Source organism: Lysinibacillus sp. EB271-A1-10B, assembly GCF_058791335.1.
The window spans coordinates 184149-206536 of record NZ_JBYTDL010000005.1 but is presented as its reverse complement, the minus strand read 5'-3'; the positions used below and the strand labels follow the sequence as shown (position 1 = coordinate 206536).

At 37.7% G+C, this 22388-nt stretch carries 22 protein-coding genes; all 22 read left to right on the top strand.

Going from position 1 to position 22388, the window contains the following annotated elements:
- Window positions 1–60: 60 nt before the first annotated feature.
- The 22 genes from glpX to AC3WSK_RS09715 all read left to right on the top strand — a co-directional run bounded on the left by glpX (window position 61) and on the right by AC3WSK_RS09715 (window position 22334).
- On the top strand, window positions 61–1020 hold the full coding sequence (glpX, locus tag AC3WSK_RS09820) for a class II fructose-bisphosphatase (protein ID WP_079559386.1): 960 nt from the start codon (window positions 61–63) through the stop codon (window positions 1018–1020).
- A gap of 332 nt (window positions 1021–1352) precedes the next feature.
- Complete coding sequence (gene rho, locus AC3WSK_RS09815; protein ID WP_049668004.1) at window positions 1353–2636, top strand: transcription termination factor Rho; 1284 nt, start codon at window positions 1353–1355, stop codon at window positions 2634–2636.
- A gap of 125 nt (window positions 2637–2761) precedes the next feature.
- The gene (locus tag AC3WSK_RS09810; protein ID WP_492411912.1) at window positions 2762–4669 is read left to right on the top strand and encodes an AraC family transcriptional regulator; all 1908 of its coding nucleotides are present in this window, start codon (window positions 2762–2764) and stop codon (window positions 4667–4669) included.
- A gap of 89 nt (window positions 4670–4758) precedes the next feature.
- Window positions 4759–6483 carry an ABC transporter ATP-binding protein gene (locus AC3WSK_RS09805; protein ID WP_492411910.1) on the top strand — a complete coding sequence of 575 codons (1725 nt, stop codon included), beginning with the start codon at window positions 4759–4761 and terminating at the stop codon, window positions 6481–6483.
- Window positions 6484–6559: 76 nt separating this feature from the next.
- Window positions 6560–7354 carry an ABC transporter ATP-binding protein gene (locus AC3WSK_RS09800; protein ID WP_492411908.1) on the top strand — a complete coding sequence of 265 codons (795 nt, stop codon included), beginning with the start codon at window positions 6560–6562 and terminating at the stop codon, window positions 7352–7354.
- 44 nt (window positions 7355–7398) lie between these two features.
- On the top strand, window positions 7399–8451 hold the full coding sequence (locus tag AC3WSK_RS09795; RefSeq protein ID WP_492411906.1) for a FecCD family ABC transporter permease: 1053 nt from the start codon (window positions 7399–7401) through the stop codon (window positions 8449–8451).
- A complete protein-coding gene (locus AC3WSK_RS09790; RefSeq protein WP_079559391.1) occupies window positions 8448–9482 on the top strand; it encodes a FecCD family ABC transporter permease in 1035 nt (344 codons plus the stop codon). The genes AC3WSK_RS09795 and AC3WSK_RS09790 overlap by 4 nt, the downstream gene beginning before the upstream one ends.
- Before the next feature lie 33 nt (window positions 9483–9515).
- Window positions 9516–10457 carry an ABC transporter substrate-binding protein gene (locus tag AC3WSK_RS09785; protein WP_492535023.1) on the top strand — a complete coding sequence of 314 codons (942 nt, stop codon included), beginning with the start codon at window positions 9516–9518 and terminating at the stop codon, window positions 10455–10457.
- Window positions 10458–10481: 24 nt separating this feature from the next.
- Entirely contained in the window at window positions 10482–11531 is a 1050-nt protein-coding gene (locus tag AC3WSK_RS09780) for an NAD(P)/FAD-dependent oxidoreductase (RefSeq protein WP_079559802.1), read from the top strand.
- 421 nt (window positions 11532–11952) lie between these two features.
- Window positions 11953–12759: a hypothetical protein gene (locus AC3WSK_RS09775; RefSeq protein ID WP_492411903.1), complete on the top strand. Its 807-nt coding sequence runs from the start codon at window positions 11953–11955 to the stop codon at window positions 12757–12759.
- Between the two features lie 157 nt (window positions 12760–12916).
- Window positions 12917–13120, top strand: a complete 204-nt coding sequence (rpmE, locus tag AC3WSK_RS09770) for a 50S ribosomal protein L31 (protein ID WP_010857976.1) — start codon at window positions 12917–12919, stop codon at window positions 13118–13120.
- A 237-nt stretch (window positions 13121–13357) separates the two neighbouring features.
- Window positions 13358–13930 (top strand): thymidine kinase, encoded by a 573-nt coding sequence (locus AC3WSK_RS09765; protein WP_492411901.1) that lies wholly within the window; start codon window positions 13358–13360, stop codon window positions 13928–13930.
- 192 nt (window positions 13931–14122) lie between these two features.
- Window positions 14123–15199: a peptide chain release factor 1 gene (gene prfA, locus AC3WSK_RS09760; RefSeq protein ID WP_492411899.1), complete on the top strand. Its 1077-nt coding sequence runs from the start codon at window positions 14123–14125 to the stop codon at window positions 15197–15199.
- Complete coding sequence (prmC, locus tag AC3WSK_RS09755; RefSeq protein WP_492411897.1) at window positions 15186–16046, top strand: peptide chain release factor N(5)-glutamine methyltransferase; 861 nt, start codon at window positions 15186–15188, stop codon at window positions 16044–16046. The genes prfA and prmC overlap by 14 nt, the downstream gene beginning before the upstream one ends.
- A gap of 44 nt (window positions 16047–16090) precedes the next feature.
- Complete coding sequence (locus AC3WSK_RS09750) at window positions 16091–16690, top strand: stage II sporulation protein R (protein ID WP_427481667.1); 600 nt, start codon at window positions 16091–16093, stop codon at window positions 16688–16690.
- A gap of 101 nt (window positions 16691–16791) precedes the next feature.
- Window positions 16792–17826 (top strand): L-threonylcarbamoyladenylate synthase, encoded by a 1035-nt coding sequence (locus AC3WSK_RS09745; RefSeq protein WP_492411895.1) that lies wholly within the window; start codon window positions 16792–16794, stop codon window positions 17824–17826.
- A gap of 258 nt (window positions 17827–18084) precedes the next feature.
- A complete protein-coding gene (locus AC3WSK_RS09740) occupies window positions 18085–18582 on the top strand; it encodes a manganese efflux pump MntP (RefSeq protein ID WP_079559399.1) in 498 nt (165 codons plus the stop codon).
- Between the two features lie 24 nt (window positions 18583–18606).
- Entirely contained in the window at window positions 18607–19047 is a 441-nt protein-coding gene (locus AC3WSK_RS09735; RefSeq protein ID WP_492411892.1) for a low molecular weight protein arginine phosphatase, read from the top strand.
- A gap of 8 nt (window positions 19048–19055) precedes the next feature.
- The gene (locus AC3WSK_RS09730; protein WP_079559401.1) at window positions 19056–20339 is read left to right on the top strand and encodes a methyl-accepting chemotaxis protein; all 1284 of its coding nucleotides are present in this window, start codon (window positions 19056–19058) and stop codon (window positions 20337–20339) included.
- A gap of 283 nt (window positions 20340–20622) precedes the next feature.
- Entirely contained in the window at window positions 20623–20748 is a 126-nt protein-coding gene (locus tag AC3WSK_RS09725) for a hypothetical protein (protein WP_492411890.1), read from the top strand.
- Between the two features lie 502 nt (window positions 20749–21250).
- Window positions 21251–21688: a ribose 5-phosphate isomerase B gene (gene rpiB / locus AC3WSK_RS09720; RefSeq protein ID WP_079559803.1), complete on the top strand. Its 438-nt coding sequence runs from the start codon at window positions 21251–21253 to the stop codon at window positions 21686–21688.
- 103 nt (window positions 21689–21791) lie between these two features.
- Window positions 21792–22334, top strand: a complete 543-nt coding sequence (locus tag AC3WSK_RS09715) for a TIGR01440 family protein (RefSeq protein ID WP_492411888.1) — start codon at window positions 21792–21794, stop codon at window positions 22332–22334.
- Window positions 22335–22388: the final 54 nt, after the last annotated feature.

Genomic DNA, 22388 nt, shown 5'->3' with positions numbered 1-22388 from the left:
TAGAGGTAATTTGAATGTTTCGGCGAAGAAACATGCCGATAACGGGAGGCAAATAAGACAATGGAACGTAGTTTATCGATGGAAGTAGTACGAGTAACAGAGGCAGCAGCAATCGCATCCGGGAAATGGATGGGCCGCGGTTTAAAAATTGAGGCAGATGATGCAGCAACGACAGCGATGCGCGTAATGTTCGATACAATTCCAATGCATGCTACAGTAGTGATTGGTGAAGGCGAAATGGATGAAGCACCAATGCTTTATATTGGTGAAGAGCTTGGCTTACGCAATGGTGGTCCTAAAGTAGATATTGCAGTTGACCCATTAGAAGGTACAAATATTGTAGCGAAGGGTACAAATGGTGCAATGACAGTTCTTGCTATTGCAGATAAAGGGAATCTGTTAAACGCGCCTGATATGTACATGGAGAAAATTGCAGTAGGACCAGAAGCGGCTGGTAAAGTAGATATTAACGCTTCTGTTACGTATAATTTATTACAAGTAGCGAAAGCTAAAAATAAAGATATTTCGGACGTAGTAGCTACACTTTTAGATCGACCACGTCACCAAGCAATTGTTGATGAAATCCGAGAAGCTGGAGCACGTATTAAATTTATTCAAGACGGTGATGTTGGAGCAGCTATCAATACTGCTTTTGATGAAACTGGCATTGATATTATGTTTGGTACAGGTGGTGCACCAGAGGGTGTTATTTCAGCTGTTGCTTTAAAATGTCTAGGTGGAGACTTCCAAGCGAAGCTAGTGCCAGAAGATGCTGAACAGTTAGAACGCTGCGAAAAAATGGGTGTAGACGTAGAAAAAGTTCTTTATTTAGATGACCTAGTTAAAGGTGACGATGCTATTTTTGCAGCGACTGCTGTAACAGATTGTGAGCTATTAAAAGGTGTTCAGTATAAAGGAGCCTACGCATTAACACATTCAGTAGTTATGCGAGCTAAATCTGGAACTGTACGATTTGTAGAAGGTCGTCACGCTCTTGATAAAAAACCTAGCTATAAATAAAATTTTCTTCTAAAATATACCTAGTGCATCTTTTTTTGCACTAGGTACCTTCTTCTAAATTTTCAACCATCCCATAGTTTTATAAGGCTATGTTATGCTTCAATGTTTTGCCTAGTAAATTGAAGTATCTATCGCCCTGCTTAATTTCTAACGAAGAACTGAAAATGCTGACAGGTACGAAAAGATTAACTTTATCTTCATGTAGCAAAATGCTATTGTATTGAAAGTAAAGTGTAACAATTATGCCAAGGTGATATAGGCCTATCACAAAAAACTTCTATGATAACCCCAAAAATGAAAATTATATTTTGAAAAAGACTGGAGTTGTGCACATGTCTGCATTGACAATCGCTCAATTAGAAAACATGACGTTAAAGGAGCTTTATGCCCTAGCACGCCAATATAAAATTTCATATTATAGCAAGCTAACGAAAAAAGAATTAATATTTGCTATTTTGAAAACTCGTTCGGAGCAAGAAGGCTATTTCTTTATGGAAGGCGTACTAGAAATTGTTTCGCAAGAAGGCTTTGGCTTCCTTCGACCAATTAACTACTCTCCAAGTAAAGAGGATATCTATATTTCTGCTTCTCAGATTCGTCGTTTTGACCTACGAAATGGGGACAAGGTATCTGGTAAAGTACGTCCACCTAAAGAAAATGAACGCTATTATGGACTACTACAAGTAGACGCTGTTAACGGTGAAGACCCAGAAGTAGCTAAAGAACGTGTGCATTTCCCTGCATTAACGCCTTTATATCCTGATCGACAAATTAAGCTTGAAACTACACAACGCAATTTATCGACACGTATTATGGATTTAGTGGCACCTGTAGGCTTTGGGCAGCGTGGATTGATCGTTGCACCACCAAAAGCAGGGAAAACGTCATTATTAAAAGAAATCGCGAATTCGATTACAACAAATTATCCAGATGCAGAGTTAATTGTATTACTAATTGACGAACGCCCTGAGGAAGTAACTGATATTGAACGTTCAGTAAATGCTGATGTAGTGAGCTCGACTTTCGATGAGGTTCCAGAAAATCATGTGAAAGTTGCAGAAATTGTATTAGAACGTGCACGCCGCTTAGTTGAGCATAAGCGTGATGTTATTATTTTAATGGATTCTATTACACGTTTAGCACGAGCGTATAACTTAGTTATTCCTCCGAGCGGTCGTACGCTTTCAGGTGGTATTGACCCTGCTGCGTTCCATCGACCAAAACGATTCTTTGGTTCGGCACGTAATATTGAAGAAGGCGGTAGTTTAACAATTTTAGCAACTGCATTAGTGGATACAGGATCTCGTATGGATGAGGTCATTTATGAAGAATTTAAAGGAACAGGTAACCTAGAGCTTCATCTTGATCGCCAATTAGCAGAGCGTCGTATTTTCCCTGCGCTTGATATCCGCCGTTCAGGTACACGTAAGGAAGAGCTTCTACTTGAGCCTGAGCAACTTGAAAAGCTATGGGCAATTCGTAAAACATTCTCGGACGCACCTGATTTCGCGGAGCGCTTCATGAAAAAATTACGTACAACAAAATCAAATGAAGAATTCTTTGAAAAGCTAAATGAAGATATGAAAAAAGCTACTAAAGGCAAAGGCCTACTATAATCATGAATCACCATTGACTAGCAATAGTCGATGGTGATTTTTTTATTTAATCAAAAATAATTGAAATTGAGAATCATTATCAATATAATAGTTCCATATAATTCTATTTTTAAAAGGAGACGGAAATGAATTATGATGCTTATATGCTTCTATGGCAAAATGCAAATATCCAGTTAAAGCAAATTGACTATGTTAGTAATACCGATGTTCGAATGACAAAGGTTTTAAAAAATAGCGCATTCCTTGTCATGACAGCAGGAGATGCAGAAATTGTCATTGATGACCAACCTTATCATGTACAGCGCTTTAGTATTTTCCATATTGGAAAGTCCAAATCCCTTCATATTACGGCACCAAATAGCATTAGCTACTTCCTTATTTCTTATAAAGGGGATGTCATTTACAAAGATGCTTTTATGCAACATTTACAGATACAATATCAGCCATTCCAAACGACTTTCTCTTGTATACCTGCAAATCCAGTAGCCTTACATACAATTTTGCAAGATATGTACAGCAAATGGCAGTCGGGCTCTATTCAAGAGCATTTATCAGTGAAAGCATCCTTTTATGAGTTCGTCTATCGTGTTTTTCGAGAACTGGCTGAGGGGCAGGGGGAATCGCACGACATTGATAGGGCAGAAGCAGCACGTCTGTATATAGAGCAAAACATACATGAATCTTTATCCATACAGGCACTTGCTGATTTACTTAACATAAGTGCACGTCATTTATTACGTATTTTTAAGGCTCGTTATGAAGTAGGTCCACAAATTTATTTACAGCAGCTAAGAATAGAAAAGGCTAAGCATTACTTGGTAGAAAATCAATATGGCATAAAAGAAATAGCTATTTCGCTTGGATTTGAAGATGAATATTATTTTAGTCGGGTTTTTAAAAAGGCAACAAATATGGCACCAAGTAATTTTAGGCTGAAATATACATCAAACTTGTCCGAAATCGCCATTACAAATGAGAATCATTTTCAATACAATAAGAAACAGCTCGCGCAAGCAAAACAATTTGAAAATGAGGAAAATAACATAATGATGAAAAAAATAAGTAGGCATGTAAAAATACCATTTTTGCTAAGTTTGTTCGTTTTACTTGCAGCATGTGGAGAAGATACAAAGCAATCTGTTGAACATAAAGAGAATGAACCTAAGTCAGAAGAAGTAAAGACTAGAACTGTGACAGATGATAGTGGACGACAAGTAGAGATTCCAGTAAAAGCAGAACGGGTAGTGACAGACTGGTATCTTGGACAAATTCTAGCGTTGGATGTTATCCCAGTAGGAGCAGTGACAGCTAATTTAGACTTTGCAGCATTTGTAAAATCGTATTACAAGGAAGGTGATATTTCCAATATTGGTACAGATGGGAGTGCATCATTAGAAAAGATCTTAGAATTAAAGCCAGATTTAATCATTACATGGAATAAAGAAGATGTAGAAAAATATGAAAAGATTGCACCAACTATTGTATTTTCGGAAACAGCACATAAATCGGCTACCGATGAAGTTAAAGCGATGGGAGAATATTTAGGTCGTCAGGACGAAGCTAACGCATTTGTTCAAGATTTTGAGAAACGTATAGCGCAAGCACAGGAAAAAATAAATAATGTTATCCCAGAAGGAGCTACTTTTACTATTTATGATGTATTCGAAAAAAATGCAACAGTTGTAGGGAATTCAAGTGTGTCAGGTGGTAGAGCACTTTATCAAATACTTAATATGAAGCCTCAGGAAAAGGTACAGGAGCTTTTCGATACGAAAGAATCTACAGGTGGGCGTTATGAAATTTCCTATGAAGTGGTAGGAGACTATGTTGGGGATTATGTTTTTGTTATTAATTTCTTTAATAAAGAAGAGAAATTCCCTTCCACTTGGAAAAATCTAGATGTTGTCAAAAATAATAAAACAATAGAATTAGAACCAGAATATTATTTTGCTTCTGATCCACTCTCAGGATTACATCAAGCCGAAGACCTTGCTGACAAAATAGTAGAGTTTACAAAGGTTCAACAAAAGTAATAAATAGTACAAAGTAATGTGAGTTACCTGTGTATGATTGGGTAGCTTATTTACTAGAACACTATGAATGATAATAGGAGGCTTCCTCAATGTTATTACAGCGTTTTTTTTCATATTACAAGCCCTATAAAGGATTATTTATTTTAGATTTTTCCTGTGCCATACTAGTAGCCCTTATCGAATTAGCATTTCCAATCGTATTAAATAAGGTGATTGATGATATTCTACCAGACGGTGAACTGAAGTGGATTATTATGGCTAGTTTATTATTATTCGTTTTATATATTTTTAATTCTATTTTACATTTTATCGTTTCGTATTGGGGACATATGTTAGGTATCAATATTGAGACGGATATGAGAAGGGAAGCGTTTAGTCACGTTCAAAAGCTTTCGTTTCGTTATTTCGATAACAATAAAACAGGGCATCTAGTTTCAAGATTGACGAATGATTTAATGGACATTGGTGAACTTGCGCATCATGGACCAGAGGATATGTTTATTGCTGCAATGACGATTGTAGGTACATTCGGAGTTATGTTTTACATTGATCCAACCTTTACAATACTAATTTTCCTACTAGTTCCAATCATCTTAATTTTAACGATTATTTTTGGGAAGTTAATGTCCAAAGCATTCCGTCAAATGTTTGGGGATATTGCAGATTTTAATGCACGTGTTGAAAACAATGTAAGTGGTATTCGTGTTGTACAAGCCTTTACGAATGAAGAGCATGAGATTAAGCGCTTTAAAGTAAACAATGAAAGATTTCGAATGACAAAACTTTTTTCCTATAAAGTAATGGCTTGGAATGAAGCGATTTCAGGCATTCTCACAAAAATTTTGTCATTATTCACGCTATTTGTAGGTGCATATTTCGTTTTAAAAGGCCATTTAACAAATGGTGAATTCATTGCATTTATTTTATTATCAGGTATTCTCTTAAACCCAATCAATAAAATTAATATGTTTATTGAAAGTTATCCGAAAGGAATGGCAGGGTTTAGAAGATACATTGAATTTCTAGAAACAGCACCTGAAATTGCAGATCGTTCAGAGGCAAAAGCTATCGATGAAATTGAAGGTGAAATTACATTTACTAATGTATCGTTTGGTTACTCTGAAAATAATCATGCCTTACATCATATTAATTTACAGGTACATCCTGGTGAAACGGTTGCGTTAGTAGGTCCATCTGGTGCAGGGAAATCTACCATCTGCAGTTTATTACCACGTTTTTATGAAGTAAATGAAGGTTCAATAAAAGTCGATGGCATTGATATACGAGATTTTAAGCTGCAATCATTACGTTCACATATAGGAATTGTTCAACAGGATGTCTTTTTGTTTGATGGCACAATTCGAGAAAACATTGCTTATGGTGATTTAAACGCGAGTGAGGAAGATATTTGGTTTGCTGCACAGCGAGCGCAGCTTACAGATGTCATTAAAGCGCTACCTGATGGTATGGATACATTAGTTGGTGAACGTGGCGTGAAATTATCAGGTGGACAGAAGCAAAGATTATCGATTGCACGTATATTCTTGAAAAATCCTAAAGTATTGATTTTGGATGAAGCAACGTCTGCTTTGGATACAGAAACCGAGCAGGCAATTCAACAAGCCTTAAACGAGCTCGCAATAGGCCGTACAACATTAGTGATTGCACACCGTTTAGCAACGATAAAAGATGCTGATCGAATTGTCGTTGTATCGAAAAAAGGAATTATAGAAGAAGGTACTCATGAGCAATTAATGGATAGACAAAATGCTTATTATGGTTTGTATACAGCGCAATTTGGCTTACAAATCTAAGCTAGTAATTTGTCATTTTATCATCACTCAGCGCAATGACGCCAAGGCGAAATTAATAAAAGGAGGGAAGGGTTATATGTCAGTTCTTGAAATAGATCGTGTGGCTATTGGTTACTCCTCGACGCTCATTGTACATGATTTAAGTGTAGAAATTCCAAAAGGACAAATCTCAACGATTATTGGTCCAAACGGCTGTGGCAAATCTACCTTATTAAAGGCAGTTGCGCGTGTACTACGGACCCAAGATGGAGCAGTTTACTTAGATGGAAAAGCGATTCATCAATTAAAGACAAAAGAAGTGGCGAAAAGAATGGCGATTTTGCCTCAAACAGCAACAGCTCCAGGAGGATTAACAGTTTTTGAACTAGTATCCTATGGCCGTTTTCCACATCAAGCAGGGTTTGGTACATTGCACAAGGAAGATTATGAATATATTCATTGGGCTATAGATGTTACAGGCCTTAGAGAGTTTAGTGACCGTCCGATAGAGGCACTATCCGGTGGGCAACGTCAACGAGTATGGATTGCCATGGCATTAGCTCAAGGAACAGATATTTTAGTACTTGATGAACCTACTACTTATTTAGATTTAGCACATCAGCTCGATATTTTATTACTGTTACAAAAGCTAAATAAAGAGGAAAAACGAACGATTGTGATGGTATTACACGATTTGAACCATGCTTCTCGTTTTTCACACTTTATGATTGCAATGAGAGACGGACAATTAATTGTGAATGGTCAGCCAAATGAAGTGATGACAAAGCAAAATTTACAAAAGGTGTTCAATATTGATGCAGAAATGGCTGTCTGCCCATATAGTAAAAATCCTATCTGCTTATCTTACCAACTGTACGACATGAAAGAATAGCGTTAAGTAGGGAATTGAAATCGTAAGGATTAAGGAGGAAGTGTATGACTACGTCGACAGGAGTAGGAGGGCTCAGAGATTTAGATGAACTACAACAGCGATCTCATCCAGTCCGTGGTGTAGTAGCTTTAATTGTTGGGGTGATAGGGTTAATATTTGGAATCGGTTTGTCAATTTCATTTGGTGCCGCAGATATATCATTGAGTACTGTATGGACAGCTATTACTCATTTTTCACCGGATGTAACAACACATCAAATTATACATGATATTCGATTACCACGAGTGTTAGGCGCAGGATTAGTAGGTGGATGCTTTGCGGTCGCAGGTGCGATTATGCAAGGTATGACACGCAATCCATTGGCGGATTCTGGATTATTAGGGTTAAATTCTGGGGCCGCGTTTATGCTAGCAATCTGCTTTGCTTTTTTCCCTAATTTATCGTACATGTATATAGTTTTATGGTCATTTGTTGGAGCGGGCTTAGGTGTTGTGATTGTTTATGGCGTAGGTTCACTGTCAAAAGGTGGTCTAACGCCAATGCGATTAGTGTTGGCAGGTGCTGCTGTAAGCGCTCTACTAGGTGCACTAGGAGAAGGTGTTGCTCTTTATTATCGTATTGGACAAGACTTAGCCTTCTGGTATGCAGGAGGTGTTTCAGGTACAAAGTGGTATCATCTTCAAATATTATCGCCATGGATACTGGCGGCAATGATTGGAGCTCTAATTTTATCACGTTCCATTACATTACTCAGTTTAGGTGAAGAAATTGCCGTAGGACTTGGGCAACGTACTAACGTAGTAAAAATATGGGGAATGGTGATTGTTTTAGTGTTGGCAGGAGCGGCAGTATCAGTCGTAGGAGCAGTCGGGTTTGTTGGCTTAATCGTTCCGCATTTTATGAGATACATAGTTGGACACGATTATCGGTGGATTATTTCGTGTTCATTAATTTATGGAGCATTACTTGTTGTGTTGGCTGACCTTGTTGCAAGGATGATCAATCCACCTTACGAAACACCAATTGGAGCGCTAATTGCCTTTATTGGAGTTCCATTCTTCCTCTATATAGCCCGTAAAGGAGGAAAAGAACTATGAGTAATAGTTTTTTAACAGTAACTCAACAAAAAGCTAAAAAGAAAAACTTCTTAATTCTAAGTGCGCTAGCTTTATTAATAGTCATCACATTCGTCATTAGTATGAATACAGGGGTTATAAAGCTAACACCAATGGAGGTTATTCGAACACTTTTTGGTCAGGGCGATGCCCAACAGCAACTTATTTTATTTGAATTTAGGCTACCTCGTATTGTTATTGCAGTTTTGGTGGGGATGGGCTTAGCAGTTTCAGGGGCTATTTTACAAGGCATTTCTAAAAATGCTCTAGCTGACCCAGGCATTTTGGGTATAAATGCAGGAGCTGGACTTGCAGTTATGCTTTATATTTCATTTTTTCCATCTACTAAAGCAGCACCTGTATTTTTACTGCCAGTGTTAGCATTTGTAGGATCAGGGATGACAGCTGTTTTAATTTATATACTCTCTTATCGACGTCATGAAGGAATTACCCCAATGCGATTACTATTAACAGGGATTGCAGTAGCAGCGGGTATTAGCTCAGCGATGATTGTGCTGACGCTGCGTTTAACACCTGAAAATTATCAATTCGTTGCAACGTGGCTAGCAGGTAGTATTTGGGGATCAAATTGGAGATTCGTAGTATCTTTATTGCCATGGTTACTAATTTTACTACCATTTGTGTATTCAAAATCCCGCGTATTGAACGTTATAAATCTAGGAGAAATAACAGCAGTCGGTTTGGGAGCTTCTATTGAAAGGGAGCGTCGCTGGCTTCTTGCGGCTTCTGTAGGATTAGCTGGGGCAAGTGTGTCAGTAAGTGGGGGGATTGGATTTGTTGGATTAATTGCTCCACATTTGGCACGTCAGCTCGTTGGGGCTAAACATCAGTTTTTACTGCCAGCCGCCGCACTCTTAGGGGGATTATTAGTTTTAATGGCCGATACAATCGGCCGCTTAATCTTAGAGCCATCAGAAATTCCAGCAGGGATTGTTGTAGCAGTTTTAGGAGCACCATATTTCTTATATTTATTAGCACGTTTAAAGGAATAAAAGGGAGTGTTTCAATTTCTGAGGAGTGAAATGATGAAAAAAAGAACTATATTTTTAATTATAGTAGCATTTATGCTTGTGGGATGTAGTAGCAATGACGAGACATCAGTGAATGGTGATCCTAAAGCAGAGACAGAAGCAACGACAAAAAAGATATCAACTATTAATGGAGAAATAGAAATTCCTACAAAAGTTGAGCGACTTGTAGTGGATGCATATTTGCCAACTTCATTACTATTAGGGGTAAAGCCAGTAGGTGCGACACAACGAGATTTAGATAATGTCCACATTCAAGATCAAATTGATGCTATAGAAAATACAGGGGAAAGTGCAGTTGAATCTATTTTAGCATTGAATCCAGATTTAATTATTACAGCTGAAGCGGATGCAGAATCGTATGAAAAGTTATCCAAAATAGCACCGACTGTTGTTTTGCCCTATGAAACCTACCGTAGTGTGGAAGAAGAAGTAAAAGGGCTCGCTGAAATTTTAGGAAAACAAGCTGAAGGAGAAGCTTGGCTGAAAATGTTTGCAGAGAAAGTATCAGAAAATCGTGAAAAGTTAGCAGAAGTTTTAGATCCAAATGAAACGTATTCTATTTTTGGAGCATACAGCAAAGATTTTTATTTATACGGTGATGGTATTTATCGTGGTGGGCAAGCAATATATAAGCAATTGCAACTAAAAGCACCCCAAAGTACTCAAAAGGAGTTAATTGACACTGGGGAAACGTACAAGCAAGTCTCTTATGAAGTATTACCTGAATATGCGGGAGATTATATTTTCTTAGATGAATCGAATGGTGCGGAGCTAAACAGAGAAGATTCTTTGTGGAAGTCAATGGATGCAGTGAAAAATAACAATGTATTTTATTTAGATGCAGAAAGATTTTGGGCGTTTGACCCGGTTGCTGTACTTGCCCAAGTAGAAGAAGTGACAAATATGCTGTTAGAAAAGAAAAAGAGTGAAAAATAAAAGGTGAAATGAGGAATGCCGAATATGACGATAGAAATGTATGATGTAACGATTGTTGGTGGGGGACCCGCAGGTCTTTATACATCTTTTTATAGTGGGATGCGCGATTTAAAGACAAAAATTATAGAATATAGCTCTCAACTTGGTGGTCGAATGTTAATTTATCCTGAAAAGATGATTTGGGATGTTGGTGCTGTGACACCAATATTAGGTGGACAGCTAATTGAACAACTAGTTGAACAGGCAAAAACATTTGATCCAACGATAGTATTAAATCAAAAAGTTGAAAAATTAGAAAAGCAGAGTGATGGTACATTTATATTAACGTCCTCAACAGGCGAGAAACACTATTCGAAAACGGTCATTTTAGCAGTTGGATACGGTGTACTTTCTATGCAAAAGCTCGAGATAGCTGGAGTAGATCGCTATGAGGTGACAAATTTATATTACACAGTACAGGAATTAGAAATTTTCCGTAATAAGCATGTTTTAATTTCTGGTGGTGGTAATTCTGCTGTAGATTGGGCAAATGAGCTAGAGCCAATTGCGGCTAGTGTAACAATTGTTCATCGACGTGATGAATTTGGTGGTCATGAAAAAAATGTTATAAAAATGCGCGAATCCTCTGTATCTATAAAAACACCTTACGAAGTGGTGCAATTGCATGGTGATGGTGATTTAATACAGTCCGTGTCAATCGCCAATAAAGAAACAGACGAAGCCGAACAATTAGAAGTGGATGCAGTCATCGTTAATCATGGCTTAAAATGTGATTATGGCGCACTTGAAAAGTGGGGCCTAGATATTCAAGACGGAGTAGCTATTGTCAATGAAAAGCGCGAAACAAATATAGAAGGTGTTTATGGTGCAGGAGATTTCGTAGATCATCCTTCTAAGGTGAGATTAATAGCAGGTGCATTTACGGATGGTATTTTAGCATTGAATAGTGCAAAGCTTTATTTAGAGCCGGACGCACCAAAAGTGGCGTACGTGTCTTCCCATAATATTCGATTCAAAGAACGAAATAAAAAAATAGGATTAGTGGATAATGACTATCGTGAAGTACGCGGTTAACTCAATAAATCACCATCGACTAGCAATAGTTGATGGTGATTTTTTTTACCATAATGTGAATTAAACTGAAGTTATTCCGATAAAAGCTAAGATTGATCCGATAAAACGAGAAAATATTCCTATAAAAGTTGAAATTGTTCCGATAAAATGAGATTTTGTTCCGATAAATCTGCAAAGTATTCATCTAAGGTTGAATAAATATAGTAACCAAATCTGTTATTTTACAATTTTTTGTTGTATAATTTTGTTATAATATATAGGTAATGGGTATTATTAGTGGGATTTTGCACAAATTACGGGGAGCAAAATAGTGAGGAAGTATTGTTTTGTACATACTGTAGTAAAGTTGCAATCGAGCTAAAAAGAAATATGTCTTTTCGTCTTACAAACGAAAAAGACAAAATTTTAATGAGGTGTACATATGAAAAACTGTTTAGAATGTGGTCATGCGCAGGATGACGGAAGATTTTGTGGGAAATGTGGAGCTCCGATTGAAAATGCTGCACAAGAACGAGCGGCAACAACGCATAGCATGAGTAATGAACAACCAAACTCACAATTTACGCAGACTGCTCAGAGAACTACGCAAAGTAATGAGCAAATTGAATTAATTAAAAAGCAATCTAAATTATACGTTAATTATTTTGTAGAACAATTAAAAATGCCATCCGCAAATTTTAATGTAGAAGCTACTTGGAAAAATAGTATTATTAGTATGATTATCTATGTTGTATTAACTGCATTATCAGTATTCACATTAATAAAACAAATCTTTTCCGGAGGATTTGGTTTCTTTGAAAGCATTGGTCCATCCTTCTTTCAAGTATTTTTTTACATGTCGTTATTCATTTCTTTACTAATAGCAATAAGTATCTTTGCTATATTTTTAACGGCAAAACTATTTTCGGAAAGTCTAAGTTTTACAAATGTTATTAGTAAAATAGGAAACTATTATACACTACCTATAGCTATTATGGTTTTAAGTATTTTATTAGGATTGTTGAAATCATTCTCGTATTCAACAACGATGATATACATTGGATTTGCGTTAGCTATTGGTATTATCCCTATATTTGTCATGATTAAGTTGTTAAGTAATAAATCTAAAAACATTGATAGTTTTTACGGTTTCGTTTTCTATTTAGTAGTAACATGTATTTTATCTTCGATTGTTTTCTCATTTATGATAGACTCTGCAATCGGAGAAGTGTTTAAATTTTTTAAATAACTGAATACATTCAAAACTATTGTCAAATGTATATTTCATATGGTAATATTGCAAAGTATGCAACGTGTACATATGTAGCCGACATATTCGGGCTATGTAAGGTACAGTTCGATAATACTCTGTTCCAGATGGTTCAGGGCGAGAGGAGAAAACGAATATGAAACAAGGAATTCATCCAGATTACAAAGAAGCAACAGTAACTTGCTCTTGTGGTAATACTTTCAAAACTGGTTCAGTAAAAGAAAACATCGTTGTCGAGTTCTGCAACGACTGTCACCCATTCTATACTGGCCGTCAAAAATTCGCGTCTGCTGATGGTCGCGTGGATCGTTTCAACAAAAAATACGGTCTTAAAAACTAATGTTAGTTTAATACCTGCCAAGCATGTGCTTGGCAGGTATTTTTTTCAGTATAATCACATATGCCTCGGCATAATTGCGTCTGCAAGCGGCTTTTGTGCTTGCACAAAGAACGCCTTTAATCCGCATTCATCTCGCCCCGACAGAGGTGGGAAACAACTACTGAAAGAAGTTAAAGAAATACGTTGATGCGAGTCTTTTCAGTATCCAGCTCGACATGAAGAAAGGGAGAAGACAAAATGGCACAGCTATATTTTAAACACGGTGCAATGAACAGTGGTAAATCCATAGAAATTTTAAAAGTTGCGCATAACTATGAAGAACAACAAAAACCTGTAATGATGTTTACACCAGGCATAGATACGCGAGATGAAGTAGGCTTTATCTCAAGTCGAGTAGGCTTGCGTCAACAAGCCATTCCTGTTAATGATGATACAAATATTTTTGAGCTAGTAAAAGACAATGTTGTAAAACCATACTGTGTACTTGTTGATGAAGTACAATTTCTAAAAAAAGAACATGTTTTGCAGTTAGCATATATCGTAGATGAGTTAGATATTCCAGTTATGGGCTTCGGTCTAAAAAACGATTTCCAAAATGAGCTCTTTGAAGGCAGTCAGTACATGCTTACATATGCAGATAAAATTGAGGAAATGAAAACGATTTGCTGGTTCTGTCATAAAAAAGCGACAATGAATTTACGTGTTGATGAAAGTCGAAAGCCTGTTTATACAGGTGATCAAATTCAAATTGGTGGGAATGATTCCTACTATCCAGTGTGTCGTAAATGTCACGCGCATCCGCCGCTATAAGGCAAATTGCTCCAGTTGCTGGAACGAGGAAAAAGTAGCATACATGCGAAGAATTCCTTATACTAAGTAGTGGAAATAATAAATGTTTATAAAAAATCTTTACGCACTTAGCGTAATGCTAATGTAGAGTTTCTCTTTTTTGCGACAGTTAACAGAGCAAACTTTATAAAAAACTAAATAGAGGTGAAATCCATGTTCGATCGATTACAAGCAGTAGAGGATCGTTACGAAAGGTTAACAGAGCTTTTAAGTGATCCTGATATTGTAAATGATAGTAAAAAATTACGTGAATATTCTAAAGAACAATCAGATATCCAGGAAACTGTAGATGCATATCGTGAATATAAAAGTGTAAAAGAGCAATTAGCTGATACACGTGAGATGCTAGATAATGAAAAAGATCCTGATATGCATGAAATGGTGAAAGAAGAATTCAATCTTCTAAAAGAACAGCAAGAAGAGTTAGAAGAACGTTTACGTATTCTATTAATTCCAAAAGATCCTAATGATAATAAAAACGTTATTATGGAGATTCGCGGGGCAGCTGGTGGAGACGAAGCGAATATTTTCGCAGGTGATTTATTCCGTATGTACTCTCGTTATGCAGAGACACAAGGCTGGAAAATTGACATAATGGAAGCGACGCCAAACCCAATGGGCGGCTATAAAGAAGTTATTTTTATGATTAACGGTCAAGGCGCATATTCAAAATTCAAATTTGAAAATGGCGCACACCGTGTACAACGTGTACCTGCAACAGAATCTCAAGGGCGTATTCATACATCGACTGCGACAGTAGCTTGTTTACCTGAAGTTGAAGAAGTAGATGTGGATATTCATGAGAAAGATATCCGAGTGGATACATTTGCATCTTCTGGTGCTGGTGGTCAATCGGTAAATACAACGATGTCAGCTGTGCGTATGACCCACTTACCGACAGGTGTTGTTGTATCGATGCAGGACGAACGATCACAAATTAAAAACCGTGAAAAGGCAATGAAAATTCTACGTGCTCGTGTTGCTGATATGTATTTGCAAGAAGCACAAAAGGAAATCGATGCTACACGTAAATCAGCTGTAGGTTCAGGCGATCGCTCTGAGCGTATTCGCACATACAATTATCCACAAAACCGAGTGACAGACCACCGTATTGGTTTAACGATTCAAAAGCTAGATCAAATCGTCGAAGGTAGACTAGACGAAATCATTGATACGCTCATTTTAGAAGAGCAAGCATCGAAGTTAGAGCGATTAAATGATGACCTATAATAATGTGATGGAGGCCCTTCAATGGGCTTCTTCTTTTTTAGTGGATAATGATCGTGAGGAAACAGCGGCACGTATTGTCATGCAGCATATACTTGGCACTAGCTATTCAGAAGTAATGTTACACCTTCAAGATGCATTAACAGCTGAGCAACAAGAGAAATTTAAAGAACTCATCGAAGAGCATGCGAGTGGACGACCTGTACAGTATTGCATCGGTAGTGAAGAATTTTACGGCCGTTCATTTATTGTCGATGAATCAGTACTTATTCCTAGACCGGAAACCGAAGAATTAGTGCTTGGAACGATCAATCGTATGAACAAAATATTTAAAAATCAAAACTTGAAGCTCGCAGATATCGGTACAGGTAGTGGTGCAATTGCCCTTTCTATGAAACTAGGATGTCCAGAGCTAACAGTCGTAGCCACTGATTTATCTGAGGCTGCTTTATCTACAGCACAAAAAAATGCACAAAGATTAGCGGCGGATATTGATTTTCGACTAGGAGATTTAACGAAACCTCTGTCAGGTGAGAAATTTGATATCGTTTTATCGAATCCACCGTATATTGCTTTTGATGAAGCAAAAGAGATGTCAAATACTGTGCTAGAGCATGAACCACATAGTGCTCTTTTTGCAGAAGAAGACGGACTCATTTTATATAGAAAATTGGCTGAACAGCTTCCACCCCTTATGAAAAAACCAGCCCTCATTGGTCTTGAAATCGGATATACACAAGGAGAGCAGGTCGCTCAATTCTTTAAAAATAGTTTTCCGCAGGCTACAGTTTCGATAGAAAAAGATATAAACGGTAAGCCCCGAATGATTTTTTGTGAAATTCATGTATAAAGCATCTACTTCTTGCCCACAATGTGGAGCAAGGAGGGATTTTTATGTTAAACGAATACAAGATTATTAGATTACCAAAACAAAATATCTTTTTAGCTTTTGCAAGATTAGTAGTAATTGCGATTTCTTTGCAATTATGTATTTTATATATTCCGTCATTAGTAGGTTTTGCGAAAGAAGCTAGCAATCAAGAGCAAGAAAATGATTTTCGTATACGCGTGATTGCTAATAGTAATACGACACAGGATCAGCTTGAAAAGGAACAGCTTGTCCAAAATTTAAAGCCGTATTTTAAGCAAGTAGTTGCTAGTGCTGGAGCTAAAACTGTGGATAACGAGCAAATAATTTCATTAAAACAAGAAATTGAAGCAGAAATTAAAAAGAATTATCCACAGCTTCATACACAAGTTGTAATTGGGGATAACTTATTTCCACCAAAGAGACATAACGCAGTACTTTATCCACAAAATTTGTATCAATCGATTGTCGTGAAAATCGGTGATGCACGTGGTGATAACTGGTGGTGTAGCATATTTCCATCGATTTGTGAGCCCGATAAAGATGAACAAAAAGAAGAAATAAAAGAAGAAAAGGAACCAGTTACATTTTTTATATGGGAATGGATTAAAGGTTTTTTTGAATGAATTGTTCACAAATTCAGATAACTTATGCACAATTTTTAATAAGTTATAAACATTATGTGGATAATTCAGTAAAAACGAATAGTTGAAGGAAGGTTTTAATTATGGAAACCGTTTGCAAAATTGTGGATAGAAATGTGAATAGTCAGACAAATTATGCACAGGCTGTGGATATCTTAAATGCAGGTGAGGTCGTGGCATTTCCAACAGAAACGGTTTATGGGCTTGGAGCTGTTGCAACAAATGATACAGCGGTCAAAAAGATATTTGAAGCAAAAGGTCGTCCTTCAGACAATCCGCTAATTGTCCACATTGGCACGAAAGAGGAAGTTGAACTCTATATCGAGCATATTTCAGAAGTAGCAAAAAAATGCATGGATTTATTTTGGCCAGGTCCACTGACACTTGTTATGCCTGTAGAGCCAAATGTGTTGGCAAACAGTGTGACAGCTGGTCTTACGACTGTCGGCATTCGAATGCCGGATCATCCAGTTGCACTCGACTTACTGCAACAATTAAAAAAGCCACTTGCTGCGCCGAGTGCTAATCGTAGTGGGAAGCCGAGTCCTACAGAAGCTATACATGTTCAGGATGATTTGGAAGGGTACATACCTTATATTTTAGATGGAGGTACTACTGGGATCGGGCTCGAATCCACAGTGTTAGATGTTACACACGAACCTCCAGTAATTTTGCGTCCAGGTGGAATTACAAAAGAAATGTTAGAGGCTAAAATCGGTCCAGTACTGCAACCTTCAAAAACAGAGCAGAAATTAGAGACTACTCCGAAAGCCCCTGGGATGAAATATACACACTATGCACCTAATGCTCCTGTGCTATTAATCGATTGTGATTTAAAAAAAGTTCATGAGGCTGTACATCAATTACAAAAACAAGGACATAAAGTAGCGTTACTTGCACCAGCTAGTTTTGTTGACAGCAAGGCTGATTATTATTTCTCAGTAGGAGAAGCTGGTAGTAAAGAAGAGATGGGTGCGGCATTGTATCATGCCCTAAGAGCTTGCGATAAAACAGCGGCTACAATAATCCTAGCGACTACTACATCGACTGAAGGAGTAGGAGCTGCAATTATGAATCGACTTGAAAAAGCGGCTGGCGGAAAATGGTATACTCCGTAAATAAACTACCTAGAAAATAGTATGTTAGAGGTAACTCTGGCATACTATTTTTTTGTATTAATCAGTGGGGGTATCTACTTAGACTTTTGTACTTGAGCTATATTTGTAGAAAGTATAGCGAGTTTTTACTATAGTGGTAGCCGATTGTTTTTTTGTTAGAGTGACTTTTAGCACCATATTGTAAGGAAATTGTATTATGATAATACTGTATTTTCGAGCATAAAATGATAAAATATTAGAGAGCGAAGGAGTGCTTTCTTGCAGGGAATTCTTGCGGGTATAATAACGTCTGTAGATGTGATTGGCTTATATGTATTACTGCCAAATGTTAAGTATCGATTTTTTTTATCAGTATGGACAGCTGCTTTGCATATGCTTTTCCCGCTATTAGGCTTCGAATTAGGAAGCTATTTAATGCGTTTCCTCTTAGAGTGGGGACAATGGATATCAAGTATTCTATTATTTTGTATGGGCTTACATTTGCTATTATTTTCGCGGAAAGATGAAAAAGTTACAATTTCACCAATACTTTTAGCCGTGACCGCAAGCCTAGATACCTTTTCAGTAAGTGTTTCATTTGGTATGCTAAACTTAGAGAAAATGGTATTTATTATAAGTGCGGGTGTCAGTGCACTTATTTGCTCTTATGGGTCATTAGTCATTGCCCGTAAAAGTCAGACGTTATTTGGAAATAAATTACAAATAATAACAGGAATATTTTTCATTATTATGGGCTTCCTTGCTATCCGGCAATAGAAAAATCAATGGAGGGTGATAAGTATGAAAATACTATTTGTTTGCACCGGGAATACTTGTCGCAGTCCTATGGCAGAGGTTATTTTAAAACATAAACAATTGGACAATGTAGAAGTTCGTTCGGCGGGCATTTATGCGATGCCAAATGCAGAAATGTCTGCACATGCACAACAAGTATTATATGAAGCAAATATGACGCATAAGCATTTAGCAACACAATTATCAATAACTGAAATGGAGTGGGCCGATCTAATTTTAACAATGACAACAGCTCATAAAGATACAATTATTGCTAATTTCCCAAATGCTGAACAAAAAGTTTTTACTTTAAAAGAATATACAAGCGAAGTTAGTGGTGGAAATGTTGTAGATCCTTACGGTGGTAGTATAGGAATTTATAAAGAAACATTTGCAGAATTAACAACATTAGTAGAACGATTAGTAAAAAAAATTGAAGAGAATTGAGGGTCGCTATGAAAAAGCAGTTTGGTTTACGGTTTAAACTAGTATTATTTGTTAGTTTTCTTGCACTAATCACTTACAGTATTAGTTTTATATTTATCGAATATTTACAACCTACCTTTTTCCCAGAAATCAATCGTAAACTGTTTGAAATTTTTACTTATGTGTCAGGGATAGTATGGTCAGGCATATTGGCTGCAGTTTTCAGTGTAATCTTAATTAAGCCTTTACAGCAGCTCGAAAATTCAGCTTCCCGAGTAGCAGAAGGAAAAATTGGACAGGATGTAGAAATGCCGAAAACAAGTGATGAAATTCGTTCTGTCGCAGAGGCATTCCAACAAATGGTGTTAAACTTAAGAGGAATGGTGGAAAGTATAGATAGTAACTTCCAGCAAACTAATCAAACAATTATCCAACTATCTGATGAAGCTGCTATTGCAACAAAAAAAGCAGAGAATATCGCTTCTACAGTAAAGCATATTTCTTCTGGTGCAGAGACATCTGCAACGGCAGTCCAAGATACAGCCGAAGCAATTGAAGATGTACGAGCCCTCGCTACAGAAGTCAATAGTAGAGCAGAAGCATCAGCAACGCAATCCAAAGAGATTCTACATAATTTAACGACAACAACAAATGCGATCGAAACGTTAGTAAATAGCATTCAACAAATTGCAGCTGGCAATAATGAGGCATTAGAAAGCATTCATCTTCTAGAGGAAAACGCTGGACAGGTAGAACGCATCATTAGCTTAGTTGGCGATATAGCTGCACAAACAAATTTACTAGCGTTAAATGCTTCCATTGAGGCAGCGCGTGCTGGAGAACATGGAAAAGGTTTTGCGGTTGTAGCAGAAGAAGTTCGTAGCTTAGCGGATGAAAGTGCGAAAGCAGTACAAGGCATTACAACCCTTATCCAGTCAATGCAACAAAACGTTGAGGTTGTAGTCAAACAAATGAATCAGCAAGTGACATTCGCGACAAAAGAAGCTGCCCGTGTATCAGAAACGACAACAGCCGTAGAAGGCATGTCTTCAAGCGTACACGAAATGGCAACAGCAATTGTAGAAATTTCTTCATTAATCGAACAACAAATGCACAACATCGAAACAACTGCCCGTCAATCCCAAGAAGTGGCAGCCATCGCAGAAGAAACGTCAGCCGGCGCACAAGAAGTACGCAGCGCAGCAGAAGAACAAGCATACGCCATTGAGCAAGTAGAAAAACTAGCAGAAGGCCTAAAGAAACAATCAGAAGAACTCCACAAAATGATTCAACAATTCGATAGACAAGCCTAAATGCGAAGATAATAGACTGTAGATAAACTCAGATGAGATTTGAGTTTGCTACAGTTTTTTTGTTGGTTTGTGTGTGGTGGCTTTGGAGAGGAGAGTGAAGGAATGAAGAGCGGTGCCGACGGGCGGGAGCGCAGGATAGAGAGGGAAAAGCGGCGGAAAGCAAAGCGTGAGCGAAGGAAAGTCGGCCAAGCGACGGAAGGAATGGCAGTACCGACGGATAGAACAGAGGAAGTGACGGATAAAGAGAGCAGAGTGAAGGAAAGTCGGCCAAGCGACGGAAGGAGTGGCAGTACCGACGGATAAAACAGCGGAAACGACGGATAAAGAGAGGAGAGCGACGGAAAGAAAAGCTGAAGCGAAGGAAAGTCTGCCAAGCGATGACGGAAAGAAGGGCAGTACCGACGGATAAACCGCAAAATCGTGGATAGAATCGTCAAAATCGTGGATAGAAAGCCGAGATTCGTGGATAGAACCGTCAAAATGATGGATAGAAAGCCGAAAGTGACGGAGAAAACCGTCAAAACGCCAGATAGAGCTTCAACCTAAAAAGAATTCACGCTCCGCCGCCCCCACCGCCACACACCCACATCTACTCACAGAACCGTTCTACATCATCAAATACTGGTAATACATAGAAATAATACTGATATAGTATGTCCATTGTAATTGAAAATGGAAACAAACTTTAGAACATAGAATATTACAACAAAATGCCGTTATCCGAATTTATCAACATGATATACACAATATCCACAGGAAAACAGTCTTGAAAGTGAATGATTTTATGTTTATTTACAAGAAATGTTCGTCTTTTAGGAGAAATCAGCATAAAAATGCAAGAAAAATCATGTTATTCTTGGGAGAGAAGTGGTACACTAGTGTTGACTATAATTTCGAAAAGAGGGAACCCAGTGAGAATAGCAATTTCTTCTGATCACGGAGGCAATAACTTACGTCGTGAGATTATGCAGCTGTTAGATGAGCTAAATATCAGCTACGAAGATTTTGGTCCACAATCTGCGGATTCAGTAGACTATCCTGATTATGCAAAACCAGTTACTGAAGGTGTTGCTAGCGGGGAATTTGATAAAGGTATTTTAATTTGTGGTACAGGCATTGGTATGTCTATAGCTGCAAATAAAATTAAGGGGATTCGTTGTGCTTTAGTACATGATTTATTTAGTGCAAAAGCAACGCGTTGCCACAACGATTCAAATGTTTTAGCAATGGGTGAGCGTGTTATTGGGCCAGGCCTTGCACGTGAAATTGCTAAAGTATGGCTTGAGACAGATTTTGAAGGTGGTCGTCATACGCGACGCGTTGAAAAAATCGCTGAACTTGAGCAATAAAACGCAATTAAGTTTGTTAACATTTGTCCTACGCTAGAAAGTTCTTTCAAAGAGCTTTTTAGCTGTGGGACATAAATAATTTAGAATTAAGGGGCTGAGCATAGTGGTTGTACAACAAATACGAACACATTTGACTCAGTTACTCAGTGAATTTGAAGAGCAAGCAACCCTACGACCGAATACTATTTTTGTTGTAGGTTGCTCGACATCTGAAGTGATTGGTCAGAAAATTGGCACAGCAGGCGCGCTTGAAATTGGAGAGGCGATTTTTGAGCCGTTGCAGGCATTTGCAAAGAAACATCAACTACATTTAGCGTTCCAGGGGTGTGAGCATATTAATCGTGCTATTACTATGGAAGCAACAACGGCAGAACGTTTTGGTTATGAACCGGTAACAGTTGTACCAGTTCGTACTGCGGGTGGCTCGATGTCCGCTTATGCGTTTACGCAATTTGCAAATCCAATTGTAGTGGAAGCTGTGCAAGCAAATGCAGGTATTGATATTGGTCAAACTCTTATTGGTATGCATTTAAAGGCAGTAGCTGTTCCGGTTCGTACTTCTGTGCGAATGGTAGGAGAAGCGGTTGTGACAGTTGCAACAACACGTCCAAAGCTGATTGGCGGAGAGCGTGCAGTGTATAAATAAAATTACCTTTGAAAACAGTGGTATACAAATAACGATTATACTTAGGAGGCTTTT